Here is a 14925-nt window from a genome sequence, read left to right as displayed (position 1 = left end):
TTCTCAACGTTGCGACTCCAGCTTGTTTGAAGCCTTGCTGAATAAGCTCTGGCGATAGCAACTCGGCATATTTTTCAAAAGTATGGAAGGTGTTACAGGACTTAAAGGCTGTGGCTAATTCGCTTTCAAAACGCATAAAGAAAATCCGATATCAGATAACGAATATCGGATTTTGAAGCCTTTTAAAGATCGGTCAAATGATCTCGAAAATTTCTTAACTGATCGGCATTACTCGCAAATGAGGCCGTTTAATCCGGCGTATCGTGCGGCGATTACCGGAGATCAAAAGTGCTCCAGATTGGTGCGTGATCTGACGGTTTTTCAATGCCTCTCAATTGATAATCAATACCAGCTTCCTGACATTGCTGAGAGAGCGCTGCTGTGGCGAGGATGACATCGATTCTGAGCCCCCGATTATCATCAAATCCGCGAGAGCGATAATCAAACCATGAATATTGTTCCGTTGCATCAGGATGGAGGTAACGGAAGGTATCAACTAATCCCCAGTTAAGCAGGGTAGCAAACCATTCTCGTTCTTCTGGCTGGAACGAACATTTGCCGGTCTTGAGCCAGCGTTTTCGGTTGACTTCACCGATACCGATATCCAGATCGATCGGGCTAATGTTGACGTCCCCCATCACAACAAGGTGATCATCCGGCTGGTGATTGTCAGACAGGTAACTCATCAGATCCTGATAGAATTGTCGTTTGTAAGGAAATTTTGTTTCATGGGCGATATTATCCCCCTGAGGAAAGTAACCATTAAGGACTGTAAAAGGCTTGCCACTTTGAGTCTGAAATGTTGCCATGATCATCCGTTTTTGATGTTCAGGCGTATCACCGGGGAATCCATATTGTACTGAAACGGGCGTTTGTTTGCAGAGTAAGGCCACACCATAGTGGGCTTTTTGACCATAATAGAAAACCTGATATCCCATGTTTTCCAGATCAGCCAGTGGAAATACTTCGTCGTGAACTTTCGTTTCCTGAAGACCAATAATATCAGGCTGATGCTTGTCGATCAGCGCCTGTAGCTGATGCAGACGCGCTCTGAGTCCATTGATATTAAAACTAACCAATTTCATGATAAATATCCTTGAATTCTACTGAACGAACGATGTTAACAGTCTGTTGTTTATCTGCAAGCGGTGTACTGAGAATCTGAAAGAAATTACGGTGTCATGCTTCGGTTGAAGCATTTAATTTATTTTTGAGGTCTGCGGCCACCATCTGAATTGCTTCCAGTGCAACGGCTGGGTCAATTGCATTAGATTCAAGCAGATAAATTAAGTCGACTGCAAGCTGTACGGGTTCTGGTGCCTGCTCTAAAGGGGGATGATGTTGCTCATTCATTGGAAGCCTTTTCTCTCTCTGGCGGTAATTTTATTCTCAATCCGCTGTCTGGACTGCTGGCAGCGGATCAAACGTTGTTCCAGTGTCAGAATAGCCTGCTGACAGGACTTTTTCTCTGCTGAGTGCATCGGTTTGATTTCAAGTTGTTGTTCTTGCTCAAAGATCATGCTTTGTAAACGTCTTTCCCAGTCCTGATGTTGGGCTAATTGTTGATAAAGAGAGCTGATGGATGTTTCACGAGGCAAACCGTGACGCTCTTTTTTCCTCAGCTCAACGGTCGCTATTTCTCGTTGAATTGCATTCAATTGATTGAGGAGCCGTTCGGTCAGGTAAGTGGCCTGGGTTGTCGTGAGACGTTGATGTTCCTGACTTTGTACAATTTCATGATATGTATTTTTCAGTTCCGTAATACAAGGCACCAGTAAATGAGATTTGCAGCGAAACAACTGCGGGTCAAACAGCGGATAATGCTGTTCTCCACGCTGCTCATCAAGCTGGCTTGCTTGCTGCTCTAAAGAAAAAATCAGGTCATGTAGACGAGACAGATCAATCATAATGTATCAAACCATGCATAGTATCCCAGCCGGATCGCAAGGATACTGACAACCAGAATAAAAACCGGCCGAATAAAGGATGTTCCGAAACGAATCGCAGAATGGGCACCGACATAAGCGCCTGCCATCAGACAAACACCCATTGTCAGCCCGAGTACCCAATTAATATGACCTAAAATTGCAAATGTCACCAGTGATGTCACGTTGCTGGTCAAATTCATGGCTTTGGCGAGACCGGAAGCAAATAAAATGTTGAGCCGGTAAAGTGCCATCGAAGATACAACCCAAAATGCACCGACACCGGGGCCGGCAATCCCGTCATAGAAGCCGAGACTTAAACCTTGCGGAATCTGTTTGAGTTTACTTTGTAAAGGAATGTCCGGGTCAGCGTGCAACTTACCATGCTGCGGATGATAAAAAATCGTATACAGGGCTGTTGCCAGAATAATAATAGGGAGCACTTTATCCAGTAATGCGGTGCTGATGAAATCAACGATGAGCGTTCCGATAATGGCACCGACAAATGTTGAAACGAAAACATGTTTCCAGAGTGAAGGGCGGAACATCTTTTTGCGGTAATAGGTAAAGGCTGCCGTTGATGTCGCGAAAGTCGCTGCAACCTTGTTGGTACCCAAAGCAACATGAGGCGGTAGCCCTAAAGATAATAATGCGGGGACTGTCAACATACCACCGCCACCGGCAATGCCATCAATAAACCCGGCAATAAAAGCAACCATTGCCAAGACAATTAAAAGCGTCGGCTCCAGAAAATCCATTAATTTGATTGGCCTTCTTATTTTTTCATCAACGTTTATGATTCGATGATACGTTTAAACGGAGGGAGAGCATCAAGCAATGCTTTGCCGTACTGTTTAGTGACAACACGACGATCAAGAACAACCACTCTACCAGAATCTTCCTCGTTACGCAGTAGTCTTCCCACACATTGGATTAATTTTCGACTGGCTTCCGGTACGGTGATTTGCATAAACGGGTTCCCGCCTTTTGAGAGAATGTATTCTGCATGAGCCTGTTCAATCGGTGAGGTCGGTACAGAAAATGGGATCTTGGTAATAATGACATTTTCTAACTGTCGGCCGGGGAGGTCTAATCCTTCTGAAAAGCTGCCTGTACCAAAAATGACGGCAGTACCCTGATGTTCTACAGTAAAACGATGCGTTTTTAGAATTTCTGTACGCGATTTCTTACCTTGAATTTGTAGCAGCCAGCCACGCTTTTTAAAGTCGGACTTAAGTGCTTCGGCAACCTGATTCATTTGCCAGTAGGAAGAGAACAGAACCAGTGTCGCTTGTCTCTCACGAATCAACGTGGGTATCTGCTCAATCAGAGCCTGAGTATAATGGGGCGACTGTGGCTCCTGACTGACTCGGGGAATATATAATTCTCCCTGACGTGGGTAATCAAATGGTGACGCCAGCGCAATAAACTGGGTTCCCTCATCTGGTTGGGCACTGATACCGCTTTGATGACAGAAAAAAGTGAATGAATTTAAGGCCCGAAGGGTGGCTGAGACCATCACCGCACCATAACAGCGGCTCCAGAACTGTTGATCCAGCTTCCAGCCGATTTCTATCGGAGAAACATGCACGGTGTAATCTCCGGGCTGCGCTTCTGATGCTGTAATCCAGCGCGCCATCGGAGCACCGTACTCTCGCGGTGGCTCGGCCATTAGTGTCCAGACCTGCGCCATACTATCCAAACGTTGTAAACTTACCCCTAACTCAGCCAACACCGGGCTTGCGATACGATTGCTGATCTGGCCCTCTTGCAACCGCTCGGTGAGTAAATCTGCGACTTTCGCAGTTGCCTGACAAATTTTGACGGATGCCTGTTTCAAAGCTTTGGATTCTGTCAGTAACCATTCCGGGAGTTCTCCGTGTTCGAAACGGAGCACACCGTCCTGACATTGCTCAGGTGTAAATTGCCGGCTCAACTGGGTTAATGTGGGAATTAAAACTTGAATCGCACTGGCAATTTCCTCTTTAAAGCGAGTGACCCGACTTTCATCAGTGAGCGATACCCATTGAGCCAATGATTGGTGGAATTTTTCCAGCCAGGATGCAGTACTTTTTAGAGTCGATGATGCGGCAGCATGGTCGCGGGCAACCTGTGGTAAATGGTGAGCCTCATCAAAAATATAAATGCTGTTTTCCGGCTCAGGCAGAATAATACCACCGCCCAGATCAGCGTCAGCCATCACCAGGCTATGGTTAGCAATAATGACATCGGCTTGTTCTAAACTCGCGCGCGCTTTTTGAAACGGGCAGTGATGATGAACTGCAAAAGCTGAATTACAGCTATGCTTGTCGCTGACGATTTGAAGCCACATTGAGTCATCGATCGGTGTCGGCCAACTATCCCGATCTCCATCCCACTTACCAGTAGCCCATTGTGAGTAGAGATCTTTGTAGAGCGAAATATCTTGCTCAGTCGGTGGGCTTTCAAATAGTGCCACTTGTCCTGATGAGGCCTCCGGTTCACAAATTGCAGCCAGTTTTTCAGCACAGCAGTAACGTTGCCGCCCCTTGGCAATGCGAAACTGAAAGTCTAAATCGGTCAGGCGGCGATATAGGGGTAAATCTTTATGAAGTAACTGTTCCTGTAGAGCCACGGTTGCTGTCGCAATAATCAGTTTTTTATTGTTCAGCACGGCAACCGGTACTGCTCCCATCAGGTAAGAAAGTGATTTACCAATTCCTGTTCCGGCTTCAGCAACCAGTAGTCGATTTTTCGCATGATAGGTGCCGCATAATGTTTTGGCAATTTCAGCAACCAGATAATTTTGTCCGCGTCGCGGGGTAAAATTTTCCATCTGAGCCTGTAGGTTTTGATAACTCTGACGGATCGATTTTTGAATTCTGGGTGTAATCATAATGTAACCTGATGGGGTGAGGCGGACATACTAACACATACGGAAAACAGGAGAAGTTCCTTTAGATGTGATTTTTTTGTTCTAAATGGGGATCTTGTTCACAAAAAATTTGCGTCGTCAGGAACTTAAAATAAATTCAGTACATGAAAAATATAAAGCCCTTCAGTTAGTCAGAAATTTTTATAAAATACCAAAATTGATATTTTTTTGATTGCTGTTCAGGATTTTATCCTGATTTTTTAATAAAAAATAGAATTCAAATTGATTTATAAAAATGGTTACAAACTATGCATTGTTGAGAATAATGTTACTTAAATTATTGTTTTATAAGTATTTATTTAATTTTATTTTATCGCTTTAGAATATTTGACACGTAAGCTATTCTTTTGCAATCTAATCTCCGTAATTGAAATGGCGGTGACGAGGACTTGATGTCTTGGTTACCATCAAAAAACAAAAGGAATCCAGATAAGGAATTCCTAATCTAAGAAAAGGCAGTGGATTAATTATGAAAAAGACTCTAATCGCTCTTGCGGTTCTAGCAGCAGGTTCTGCTAGCGCGGCTGAAATCTACAACCAAGATGGTGTTGCAGTAACAGTATCTGGTGCAGGTGAAGTTCAATTGTTCCAAGACTACGAAGCTGATGGTACTGATGTATCAACTAAGCTGCGTATCGATGACATGCAATTGAATACTCACGGTACAATCGAAGTAGCTGAAGGTCTGAATGCCATTGTTGGCTTGGACTTCACTTTCGAAGATAATGATTCTGGTGCGAAAGGCAACGTTCAGACTGATGGTTCTTATGTCGGTTTTGCGTATGCTGATTACGGTACAATCACTTATGGTCGTCAATATCTGATTGCTGATGACGCTGGTATCGGTGTTGATTTCGAAGTCGGCAAGAAACAGTACGGTCAGAATGAAACTAGCGCAAGCGATGTGATCAAGTATGTCTACGACAACGGTACATTCTACTTCGGCATCTCTCACGATTTAGATGAGTCACAAACTTATAGTTCTGATGCTACTGATGTAAGAAACAACGTAAAAGATGAAACATCTACAGATGGTCGTATCGGTTTCCGTATGAACGGTTTTGATGCTCGTCTGTATATCTATTCTGGCGATAATGTTATTGTTGATAAAATCAAAAACGGTGCTACCGCTGGCAATAATGTAGTTGCTGATGAAGATGCGTATAACTTAGAAGTTGTTTACTCTGCTGATATGTATGAAGTTGGTGCTTCATATGGTAACCGTGATATCGATTCTGGTTCTACAAATTTATCTGATATCGATATTTTCGAAATCTACGGCTCATATACTATGGACAAAACCACTTTCTCTCTAGGTTATGTTCATAACGACGATGATGTATCAAATGTAGATGGCGACAATATCTACGGTGTTGTTGTGTATAAAATGAATGCTAACGTTCGCACTTATGCGGAAATTGGTTTCTATGACGACAGCACTTCAACTGACTACAACCCCGCTTACACACTGGGTATGGAAGTTAAATTCTAATCATTGCTGATTCGAATACTTGCTAGTAAAAACCGCCTCACTGAGGCGGTTTTTTTATAAACAGAGAATGATTATGTCGAGCCAGTCATCATTCGGTTTCTCAGCCGTATTCATCTGCTGGCCGATCCATTAGAATGTGTTTTTCAGAGTTCAGTGAAAGGAAAGAATCAACCATGTTGTTATGGAAAAAAGTGTTGGGGCCTGCAGCCCTGATGGGTATCTCAATATTTGGCCTTTCTGCACCGAGTTATGCCGCAACAATTTCCAGCCAGAGTAACGTTGAAATCTTGGCGTTAGATGGGGTGGAAGTCAATGATGAGAATTTTGCTCATCCGGATATGCTGGAAGTTCAGGCTGGCCGACATCAGGTGGTGTTCCGCTATTATGGTGATGTCAGAAAAGGGCAGCGTGATGTGATTTATTCAACGGCCCCGGATGTATTTACCATTGACCTGAAGCAAGATGACAGCATTAAGATTTTAGCGCCGCGTCTGAACAGTTATACACAGGCCGAAGGTTATTTTCGTCGTGGTGCTGACTGGAAAGTGCAGGATCAGCACGGCAATGTCAAATCGGTGCATTATGAGCCATTAACCGGCAACGGTGTCATGCCATTTAATGATATTGAGAGAGCGGTTGCGAGACATAATGCTGAGCAAGGGAATGAGTTCGCCCCGGCTCAACAAGCGGCTGTAACGACCCCTAATATCGCTGCGCAAAGAATCACGCCACCCAAGGGCGACGATACACTGATTCAGACTATTCAACTGCTTTATAATAATGCTTCTCCTGCTCAGCAGCAGAAGATTAAGGCGTGGATTGCCGGTCAGTAATCGCCGTTAATCGGGAACATATTAAGAATAAAAAAAACCACCGCTGATCCGGTGGTTTTTTTATTCTTACATGAAGGATGAATCGTTATCAGTAAATTCGCCGTCGATGTAATACCAGCGGCCATTTTCCCGGATAAAACGAGAGCGTTCCTGCAGAGAATAACTCTCACCGTTTTGCTCGAAGTAGGCTTTGAAACTGACAAACCCCTCATCGGTATGATGACCATCTTCTGCCCCAAGAACAGCAAGTTTGGTCCAGTGAGTTTGTGTCCCTTGCTCGATTTCTTGCCGATCATTTTCCGCCTGACAGCTCGGGTGATATGTTGCTACAATAAAGTCAACCAATCCGAGTACGTAAGCGCTGTAACGCGCCCGCATCAGTTGAGCCGGTACTTTAGCCGCCTCGGGAGAACGATGTATGGGTTGACAGCAATTTTTATAGTGGCGCTGAGAGCCACACGGACATTTCTTCATGATATTACTTGAGATTATGCTGGGTGAATGTGTAATTAAAACAGAACCACGCTATTACTTGTTCGTTGATCGAAAGCCATCGGTTCGACATCCATCGCTTTATTGTGAAACCGGCTGATGAAGCAGACGGTAACTGGCATCCTGATGGTATTCAAGTACTGATATTTCATGGTCCCAATCCCCTAAAACAATTCGTGTTTTTTCAAGGCCATCAAGATGAAAATGGTGAATATCAGGGCGATGTGTATGGCCGTGAATCATCATATCCACTTGATATTCACTCATCACGCGTTCCACTTCTGCTTGAGTGACATCCATAATTGCAATCGACTTCGATTGCTTATCCATCCTGACATCCTGCTTTACTTTACTCACGATGCGTTGTTTCATGGAAAATGGTAGCCGATAATAAATCCATTGTAGCCAAGGCTGATGAACTTTCTTTCTGAATTGGAGATAACGAACATCTTCCAGACATAATGTGTCACCATGCATAATGACGATAGGTTTGCCGTAAAGATCGATGCGTGTTTTCTCGGCAAGTAACTGGACACCAGTTTCTCGGGCAAAGCGTTTCCCAACCAAAAAATCCCGATTTCCTTGCACAAAATAACAAGGGGTTCCAGAAGATGTCAGATGCTTGAAGGTCGCTTTGATCGTTTGTGCAAATTCACCCGGGTCATCATCTCCGATCCAAAAATCGAATAGGTCGCCAAGAATATAAAGTGCGTCTGCTTGTGGTGCCCGATGTTGCATCAGATGTTGAAAGGCAGCCGTTAAGTCCGGACGAGTTGGGGTTAAATGGAGATCAGAAATAAAAAGTGTATGCATAAATTCGCTTGTCGGGGGGAAGGAGATTGGTGCAGCACATCATTATCTGCACCAATCAGATTATATCTTTCGTAGATTACTCTTCGATGGTTGTACCGGTAATCAGAACTTCTTCCAGAGGTACATCCTGGTGCATACCATGTGAGCCAGTGCTGACTCCCTTAATCTGGTTGACAACGTCCATACCATCAACGACTTCAGCAAATACACAGTATCCCCATCCGTCAAGACTTTCCGAGCGGAAATCAAGGAAGGTATTGTCATTGACGTTAATGAAGAATTGAGAACTTGCTGAATGAGGTTCCATAGTTCTGGCCATCGCAAGCGTTCCGATTTTATTACTCAGGCCATTATTGGCTTCGTTTTTAATCGGTGTTTTGGTGGCTTTTTCTTTCATCCCGGAAGCCATGCCGCCACCCTGAATCATGAAACCATCAATCACACGGTGGAACAGGGTATTGTCATAGAAATTTTCACGACAATATTGGAGGAAATTTGCACAGGTTTCAGGAGCTTTGTCTTCATGAAGCTGAATTTTGATATCGCCGAAGTTTGTATGCAGGGTGATCATCACGATTACCTTTCTATTTTTGTACAGGAAACCGTGATTCTAACGTAGTTTCGGTGACATTCAAATGTTCTGTAAAAGAATAGGATGACCTATAGACAAGAGCATTGTTATAATCGGATTATTCAGTAAATTACGACAACTTAGATAGAGATCATGTTACAAATATATAACACACTTACCAGACAAAAAGAGCAATTCAAGCCCATTAACGCCGGAAAAATCGGCATGTATGTCTGTGGCGTCACTATATATGATCTCTGCCATATTGGTCACGGAAGGACGTTTGTGTCATTCGATGTCGTTGCCCGCTATTTACGCTACTTGGGATACGATTTAACTTTGGTCAGAAATATTACCGACATCGATGACAAGATCATTCATCGTGCCGCGGAAAATGGTGAGTCGTGTGACGTGCTGACAGAGCGTTTGATTCAGGATATGTATGCGGATTTCGATGCATTAAATATTTTACGTCCCGATGTGGAGCCGCGCGCAACTGCATATATTGATGAAATTATCGCCTTAGTACAGCGATTGATCGATAAAGGTTTTGCCTATGTTGCAGAGAACGGCGATGTGATGTTTGAGGTTAGTCGCTTCGATGACTATGGCAAGCTTTCCCGACAAGATTTGGCACAGCTTCAGGCCGGAGCCCGGGTTGATGTCGAGATGGCGAAACGCAGCCCGCTTGATTTCGTACTATGGAAAATGTCTAAGCCGGGTGAACCCAAGTGGGAATCACCGTGGGGTGAAGGTCGTCCGGGCTGGCATATTGAGTGTTCAGCGATGAACTCTTCGATTTTAGGCACGCATTTTGATATTCATGGTGGTGGTTCTGATTTGCAATTTCCCCACCATGAAAATGAGATTGCCCAGTCCTGCTGTGCGTATGATACGGCCTATGTGAATACATGGATGCACAGTGGTATGGTGATGGTCGATAAAGAGAAAATGTCTAAATCACTGGGGAACTTCTTTACGATCCGGGATGTGCTGGCTCACTATGATCCAGAAACGGTGCGCTATTTTCTGATGTCCGGTCATTATCGTAGTCAATTGAATTACAGTGAAGAGAATCTCAATCAGGCGCGGTCAGCTCTGGAGCGCTTCTACACCGCATTGCGCGGGCTTGACCTGAGCGTTAAAGCATCTGGCGGAGAGGAATTCGTAACTCGTTTTGAAGCTGCTATGAATGACGATTTCAATACACCGGAAGCCTATTCCGTATTGTTTGACATGGCGCGAGAGATCAATCGACTCAAGCAGGAAGAGCAATTGCAGCAAGCCAGTCAGCTTGCAGTTCGTATGCGAGAGTTAGCCAGTGTCATCGGGATTTTGTCTCAAACGCCGGAAAGTTTCTTGCAAGGTGAGGGGGGCTCAGCAGATGAAGTGGCTGAAATCGAGTCGCTGATCAAAATGCGTAACGATGCGCGAGCTGCGAAAGATTGGGCGAATGCTGATCTTGCTCGGGATCGACTGACAGCCATGGGGATTATTCTCGAAGACGGGTCTGGTGGCACAACCTGGCGGCGTAAATAATTGCGGCACGGTTTTGAAAGGGCTTACACCATGGATAAGCCCTTTTTGTTCATTCGACTGAAGGCAATACAATAGATATGTCGATCATTTTAGGAATTGATCCGGGCTCTCGAGTCACTGGTTACGGGGTTGTTCGCCAGCAGGGAAGAATACTGACTTACCTTGGCAGCGGTTGTATTAAAACCACAGAGAAAGCATTACCGGGACGTTTGAAGCAAATATATGCCGGGGTTTCAGAAGTGATTATGCAATTTCAACCGGATGTCTTTGCAATAGAACAGGTGTTTATGGCGAAGAATGCGGATTCAGCATTGAAACTCGGGCAAGCCCGGGGATGCGCAATTGTTGCAGCAGTGAATGCCGATCTACCGGTTTATGAATATGCTGCACGCTTAATTAAGCAAGCTGTTGTCGGAACCGGAGGTGCAGATAAAACTCAGGTTCAGCATATGGTTCAGCAAATGCTGAAGTTACCGTCCAAACCGCAGGCCGATGCTGCTGATGCGCTTGGCGTTGCCATCTGTCACGCGAACACCAATAAAACATTGGTTGCGCTGGCCGGGCAGGCGATAGGGTCTCGGCGAGGGCGCTATCGCTAAAATTTGCGATGACCGATTACTGGCTATTTATCCAGTTATTGATTATGATCAATCAGAATCAACATTGTGAAAAGGAAAAATCGTGATTGGACGTCTTAGAGGCATTCTGCTGGAAAAGCAGCCACCAGAAATTTTGATTGAGGTCGGTGGTGTGGGCTATGAAGTTCAGATGCCAATGAGTTGCTTTTATGAATTACCCGAAGTAGAACAAGAAGCCGTCATTTACACACATTTTGTGGTTCGGGAAGACGCGCAGCTTTTGTATGGATTTAACAGCAAAGCTGAACGCGCATTATTCAGAGCGGTCATTAAAGCAAATGGTGTCGGTCCAAAATTGGGTCTGGCTATTTTATCCGGAATGACGGCCAGTCAGTTTGTTGAATGTGTCAAACGCGAAGATGTTTCAATGCTGGTTAAGTTACCGGGAGTTGGTAAAAAAACTGCGGAACGTTTGGTGGTTGAAATGAAAGATCGCCTCGCATCTTTCCCGACTTCAGAAATTGATGAGTTTGAATTAGTTCAAGACTCCGCACCAATTCGCCCGCAGAATACCGCCAGCCATGCAGAAGAAGAAGCCGTGAGTGCCTTGTTAACGCTTGGCTATAAACCTCAGCAAGCTTCGAAAATTGTTGCTCAGATTGCCCAGCCGGGTATGAGTAGTGAGACGCTGATTAAAGAAGCATTGAGAGCGATGGTATGATTGAAGCGGATCGTTTTGTAACGCCGGTAAGCACACCGTTTAAAGATGATGAATTAGTTGATCGTGCGATACGGCCAAAACTTTTGGCCGATTATCAGGGGCAGGATCATGTGCGTAACCAGATGGAAATTTTTATTCAGGCTGCTCAGCGTCGTCATGAAGCTTTAGATCATCTCCTCATCTTCGGTCCGCCCGGTTTAGGAAAGACCACATTAGCGAATATCGTCGCCAATGAAATGGGTGTAAATATCAGAACAACATCAGGGCCTGTGTTAGAAAAAGCCGGTGATTTGGCAGCTTTGTTAACCAATCTTGAAGAAAACGATGTGCTGTTTATTGATGAGATTCATCGTTTGAGCCCTGTGGTTGAAGAGGTGCTTTATCCGGCAATGGAAGATTATCAACTCGATATTATGATTGGAGAGGGGCCTGCTGCCCGCTCAATTAAAATCGATTTGCCGCCTTTTACCCTCATCGGTGCAACCACGCGAGCCGGTTCTTTGACTTCGCCACTACGTGACCGCTTTGGTATTGTACAGCGGCTTGAGTATTATCAGGTTGGTGATTTGCAAAACATTGTCCAGAGAAGTGCAGAATGCTTGTCTCTGTCGATTGAGCCGGAAGGGGCGCTGGAAGTTGCCCGTCGTTCCCGGGGAACCCCCCGAATTGCTAACCGACTATTGCGGCGTGTCAGAGACTATGCTGAAGTGAAAGGGGACGGTAATATATGTGCTGATACGGCAGATAACGCCTTAAATATGCTTGATGTTGATGTCAGGGGCTTCGATTTTATGGATCGTAAGCTACTGCTTACAATTATTGACAAGTTTTCCGGGGGCCCCGTCGGTTTAGATAATCTGGCAGCTGCAATCGGTGAAGAAAAAGATACAATAGAAGATGTTTTGGAGCCTTATCTGATTCAGCAAGGGTATTTGCAGCGAACGCCCAGAGGCCGGATTGCGACAGAACGAGCTTATTTGCATTTCGGATTCGAAAAATAATTTTTCGCTTACCATTAGATAGATATACTTGTTTTGTTGTGTGATAAATATCGCATTTATGAAAATTTATAAGGTAGCAAAGAGATTGCAAATTTAATGTTAATGTTAATTATTTGTGTGTTTGCTGAGTGAGCAAAATCTATTTGTTACAAAAAAATATCAATTAATTCTCCCTTATTTTGATCTCGGTCATTTTGTTGTTTTTTTGCCGGTTCATCAAGTGTAAAACTTGATCTAAATCAAGACGAGCCCCGCAGATAAACCCTTTGAAAGCTTACTCGTTTGAAAGTAGTATTTCGGCAATATGTATTTTACTTGATTAATATTTATTCAAACAAAAATACACGTTGATGTAACAAATATTCTGCTTTTCTAGCATTTTTGACAGGTATGAATTGATAAAATTTGGTTGCTTTAATCTGAGTGGTGTCTTTCAGCCGACACAAAGGAGTTATCATGATTGACATAGTTGATCTATCGCGGTTGCAGTTCGCGCTTACTGCGATGTATCACTTCCTGTTTGTTCCTCTGACTCTAGGGATGACGTTTTTACTCGCCATCATGGAGTCACTTTATGTAATGACCGATAAGCAAATCTACAAGGATATGACAAAATTCTGGGGTAAGCTGTTCGGGATTAACTTTGCTCTGGGCGTAGCTACAGGGCTAACAATGGAATTTCAGTTTGGTACAAACTGGTCGTATTACTCGCACTACGTTGGTGACATTTTTGGTGCTCCTCTTGCCATCGAAGCGCTGGTCGCTTTCTTCCTTGAATCTACATTCGTCGGTTTATTCTTCTTCGGATGGGATCGACTTTCAAAACGTCAACACTTAGTGACAACATGGCTTGTTGCATTAGGTTCAAACTTCTCTGCACTTTGGATTCTTGTCGCCAATGGCTGGATGCAAAACCCAGTTGGCTCCGACTTTAACTTCGAAACCATGCGTATGGAAATGGTGAGCTTTGCTGAAGTTGTGTTAAACCCTGTTGCACAGGTGAAATTCGTTCACACTGTCGCATCGGGTTACGTGACTGGTGCAATGTTTGTTTTAGGGGTGAGTGCATATTATCTGCTTAAAGGGCGTGATATCGCTTTTGCCCGTCGCTCATTTACCGTTGCTGCATCATTTGGTATGGCTGCGATTCTTTCCGTTATCGTGTTAGGAGATGAATCTGGTTACGAGTTGGGTGACGTTCAAAAAGCCAAATTAGCTGCTATTGAAGCGGAATGGCATACCGAAGAAGCGCCGGCATCATTTACTCTGTTTGGTTTCCCGAATCAGGAATCGATGCATACGGATTTTGCGATTAAGATCCCTTATGTCATGGGTATTATTGCAACTCGCTCGCTGGATACACCTGTCAAAGGCTTAAGTGACTTACGTGAAGAGCACCTGGAACGGATTCGTAATGGGATGTACGCATATGAGTTACTCCAGAAATTACGTGCCGGGGATACTTCAGAAATGAACCGCGATGCCTTCGATGAAGTAAAATCTGATCTGGGCTATGGCATGTTGCTGAAACGCTATACGGATGATGTGGCAAATGCGTCAGAAGAACAGATTCAGGCTGCTGCTGATGATTCACTGCCAACAGTCTGGCCGCTGTTCTGGTCGTTCCGGATCATGGTTGCCTGTGGTGTCATCATGCTGATTGTTTTCGCTGCTGCTTTTGTTCAGACCTGTCGTCAGAAAATTGAGCAGAAAAACTGGGTACTTAAAGCTGCACTTTTCAGTATTCCGCTACCGTGGATTGGTGTTGAAGCGGGTTGGTTTGTCGCAGAATATGGTCGTCAACCATGGGCTGTCGGTGAAATTCTCCCGGTACATATCGCGAACTCTGCATTGAGTGTCAGTGATTTGGTGATCTCTCTGCTTGCCATTCTTGCATTATATACAGCGTTCCTTGTTGCCGAAGTTTATCTCATGGTGAAATTTGCTCGCAAAGGACCAAGTAGTCTGAAAACTGGCCGTTATCATTTTGAACAAAATGGTACTTCAGCAACAGATCAAGTTAACCGTCAGGTAGAAGCTTAAGGC

Annotated in this window: 15 protein-coding genes; 7 read left to right on the top strand and 8 right to left on the bottom strand. The window is 44.4% G+C overall.

Going from position 1 to position 14925, the window contains the following annotated elements:
• Positions 1-272: 272 nt before the first annotated feature.
• The 5 genes from xthA to dinG all read right to left on the bottom strand — a co-directional run bounded on the left by xthA (position 273) and on the right by dinG (position 4800).
• Complete coding sequence (gene xthA / locus VR7878_RS07770) at positions 273-1085, bottom strand: exodeoxyribonuclease III (protein ID WP_077334972.1); 813 nt, start codon at positions 1083-1085, stop codon at positions 273-275.
• A gap of 94 nt (positions 1086-1179) precedes the next feature.
• Positions 1180-1353: a pleiotropic regulatory protein RsmS gene (gene rsmS / locus VR7878_RS07765; protein WP_077334970.1), complete on the bottom strand. Its 174-nt coding sequence runs from the start codon at positions 1351-1353 to the stop codon at positions 1180-1182.
• On the bottom strand, positions 1350-1907 hold the full coding sequence (priC, locus tag VR7878_RS07760) for a primosomal replication protein PriC (protein ID WP_077334968.1): 558 nt from the start codon (positions 1905-1907) through the stop codon (positions 1350-1352). Before priC ends, rsmS begins: the two co-directional genes overlap by 4 nt.
• Positions 1904-2683 carry a sulfite exporter TauE/SafE family protein gene (locus VR7878_RS07755; RefSeq protein ID WP_077334966.1) on the bottom strand — a complete coding sequence of 260 codons (780 nt, stop codon included), beginning with the start codon at positions 2681-2683 and terminating at the stop codon, positions 1904-1906. Before VR7878_RS07755 ends, priC begins: the two co-directional genes overlap by 4 nt.
• Before the next feature lie 35 nt (positions 2684-2718).
• Positions 2719-4800, bottom strand: coding sequence for an ATP-dependent DNA helicase DinG (gene dinG, locus VR7878_RS07750; RefSeq protein WP_077334964.1), 2082 nt, complete (start codon positions 4798-4800; stop codon positions 2719-2721).
• Positions 4801-5308: 508 nt separating this feature from the next.
• Here dinG and VR7878_RS07745 point away from each other — a divergent pair.
• Both VR7878_RS07745 and VR7878_RS07740 read left to right on the top strand, forming a co-directional pair.
• On the top strand, positions 5309-6331 hold the full coding sequence (locus VR7878_RS07745) for a porin (RefSeq protein ID WP_077334962.1): 1023 nt from the start codon (positions 5309-5311) through the stop codon (positions 6329-6331).
• 173 nt (positions 6332-6504) lie between these two features.
• A complete protein-coding gene (locus VR7878_RS07740) occupies positions 6505-7164 on the top strand; it encodes a YccT family protein (protein WP_159440442.1) in 660 nt (219 codons plus the stop codon).
• A gap of 66 nt (positions 7165-7230) precedes the next feature.
• Here the strand turns inward: VR7878_RS07740 and VR7878_RS07735 are convergent, their stop codons facing one another.
• The 3 genes from VR7878_RS07735 to VR7878_RS07725 form a co-directional block, all read right to left on the bottom strand.
• Positions 7231-7638 carry a YchJ family protein gene (locus tag VR7878_RS07735; RefSeq protein ID WP_077334958.1) on the bottom strand — a complete coding sequence of 136 codons (408 nt, stop codon included), beginning with the start codon at positions 7636-7638 and terminating at the stop codon, positions 7231-7233.
• 99 nt (positions 7639-7737) lie between these two features.
• Positions 7738-8469, bottom strand: a complete 732-nt coding sequence (gene lpxH, locus VR7878_RS07730) for a UDP-2,3-diacylglucosamine diphosphatase (protein ID WP_077334956.1) — start codon at positions 8467-8469, stop codon at positions 7738-7740.
• Between the two features lie 76 nt (positions 8470-8545).
• On the bottom strand, positions 8546-9040 hold the full coding sequence (locus VR7878_RS07725) for a peptidylprolyl isomerase (RefSeq protein ID WP_077334954.1): 495 nt from the start codon (positions 9038-9040) through the stop codon (positions 8546-8548).
• A gap of 153 nt (positions 9041-9193) precedes the next feature.
• Here VR7878_RS07725 and cysS point away from each other — a divergent pair, with 153 nt between their 5' ends.
• From cysS to cydA, 5 genes are all read left to right on the top strand, one after another.
• The gene (gene cysS / locus VR7878_RS07720) at positions 9194-10579 is read left to right on the top strand and encodes a cysteine--tRNA ligase (protein WP_077334951.1); all 1386 of its coding nucleotides are present in this window, start codon (positions 9194-9196) and stop codon (positions 10577-10579) included.
• A gap of 77 nt (positions 10580-10656) precedes the next feature.
• Positions 10657-11178, top strand: a complete 522-nt coding sequence (ruvC, locus tag VR7878_RS07715) for a crossover junction endodeoxyribonuclease RuvC (RefSeq protein ID WP_077334949.1) — start codon at positions 10657-10659, stop codon at positions 11176-11178.
• Positions 11179-11260: 82 nt separating this feature from the next.
• Positions 11261-11878: a Holliday junction branch migration protein RuvA gene (ruvA, locus tag VR7878_RS07710; protein WP_077334947.1), complete on the top strand. Its 618-nt coding sequence runs from the start codon at positions 11261-11263 to the stop codon at positions 11876-11878.
• The gene (gene ruvB, locus VR7878_RS07705; RefSeq protein WP_077334945.1) at positions 11875-12879 is read left to right on the top strand and encodes a Holliday junction branch migration DNA helicase RuvB; all 1005 of its coding nucleotides are present in this window, start codon (positions 11875-11877) and stop codon (positions 12877-12879) included. Before ruvA ends, ruvB begins: the two co-directional genes overlap by 4 nt.
• Before the next feature lie 456 nt (positions 12880-13335).
• Positions 13336-14922: a cytochrome ubiquinol oxidase subunit I gene (gene cydA / locus VR7878_RS07700; RefSeq protein WP_077334943.1), complete on the top strand. Its 1587-nt coding sequence runs from the start codon at positions 13336-13338 to the stop codon at positions 14920-14922.
• Positions 14923-14925 lie beyond the last annotated feature (3 nt).

Origin of the sequence: Vibrio ruber DSM 16370, from assembly GCF_900163965.1 — a bacterium.
GTDB lineage: Bacteria > Pseudomonadota > Gammaproteobacteria > Enterobacterales > Vibrionaceae > Vibrio > Vibrio ruber.
The sequence above is the reverse complement of the archived record's forward strand: the minus strand, read 5'-3'. Positions and strand labels throughout refer to the sequence as shown.

What these genes read in the sequence shown, in the direction of transcription:
- VR7878_RS07755 (WP_077334966.1), bottom strand. Translation starts at nt 2,683, where the DNA reads ATGGATTTTCTGGAGCCGACGCTTTTAATTGTCTTGGCAATGGTTGCT.
- rsmS (WP_077334970.1), bottom strand. Translation starts at nt 1,353, where the DNA reads ATGAATGAGCAACATCATCCCCCTTTAGAGCAGGCACCAGAACCCGTA.
- cydA (WP_077334943.1), top strand. Translation starts at nt 13,336, where the DNA reads ATGATTGACATAGTTGATCTATCGCGGTTGCAGTTCGCGCTTACTGCG.
- cysS (WP_077334951.1), top strand. Translation starts at nt 9,194, where the DNA reads ATGTTACAAATATATAACACACTTACCAGACAAAAAGAGCAATTCAAG.
- VR7878_RS07735 (WP_077334958.1), bottom strand. Translation starts at nt 7,638, where the DNA reads ATGAAGAAATGTCCGTGTGGCTCTCAGCGCCACTATAAAAATTGCTGT.
- xthA (WP_077334972.1), bottom strand. Translation starts at nt 1,085, where the DNA reads ATGAAATTGGTTAGTTTTAATATCAATGGACTCAGAGCGCGTCTGCAT.
- VR7878_RS07740 (WP_159440442.1), top strand. Translation starts at nt 6,505, where the DNA reads ATGTTGTTATGGAAAAAAGTGTTGGGGCCTGCAGCCCTGATGGGTATC.
- ruvB (WP_077334945.1), top strand. Translation starts at nt 11,875, where the DNA reads ATGATTGAAGCGGATCGTTTTGTAACGCCGGTAAGCACACCGTTTAAA.
- priC (WP_077334968.1), bottom strand. Translation starts at nt 1,907, where the DNA reads ATGATTGATCTGTCTCGTCTACATGACCTGATTTTTTCTTTAGAGCAG.
- dinG (WP_077334964.1), bottom strand. Translation starts at nt 4,800, where the DNA reads ATGATTACACCCAGAATTCAAAAATCGATCCGTCAGAGTTATCAAAAC.
- VR7878_RS07725 (WP_077334954.1), bottom strand. Translation starts at nt 9,040, where the DNA reads ATGATCACCCTGCATACAAACTTCGGCGATATCAAAATTCAGCTTCAT.
- ruvC (WP_077334949.1), top strand. Translation starts at nt 10,657, where the DNA reads ATGTCGATCATTTTAGGAATTGATCCGGGCTCTCGAGTCACTGGTTAC.
- VR7878_RS07745 (WP_077334962.1), top strand. Translation starts at nt 5,309, where the DNA reads ATGAAAAAGACTCTAATCGCTCTTGCGGTTCTAGCAGCAGGTTCTGCT.
- lpxH (WP_077334956.1), bottom strand. Translation starts at nt 8,469, where the DNA reads ATGCATACACTTTTTATTTCTGATCTCCATTTAACCCCAACTCGTCCG.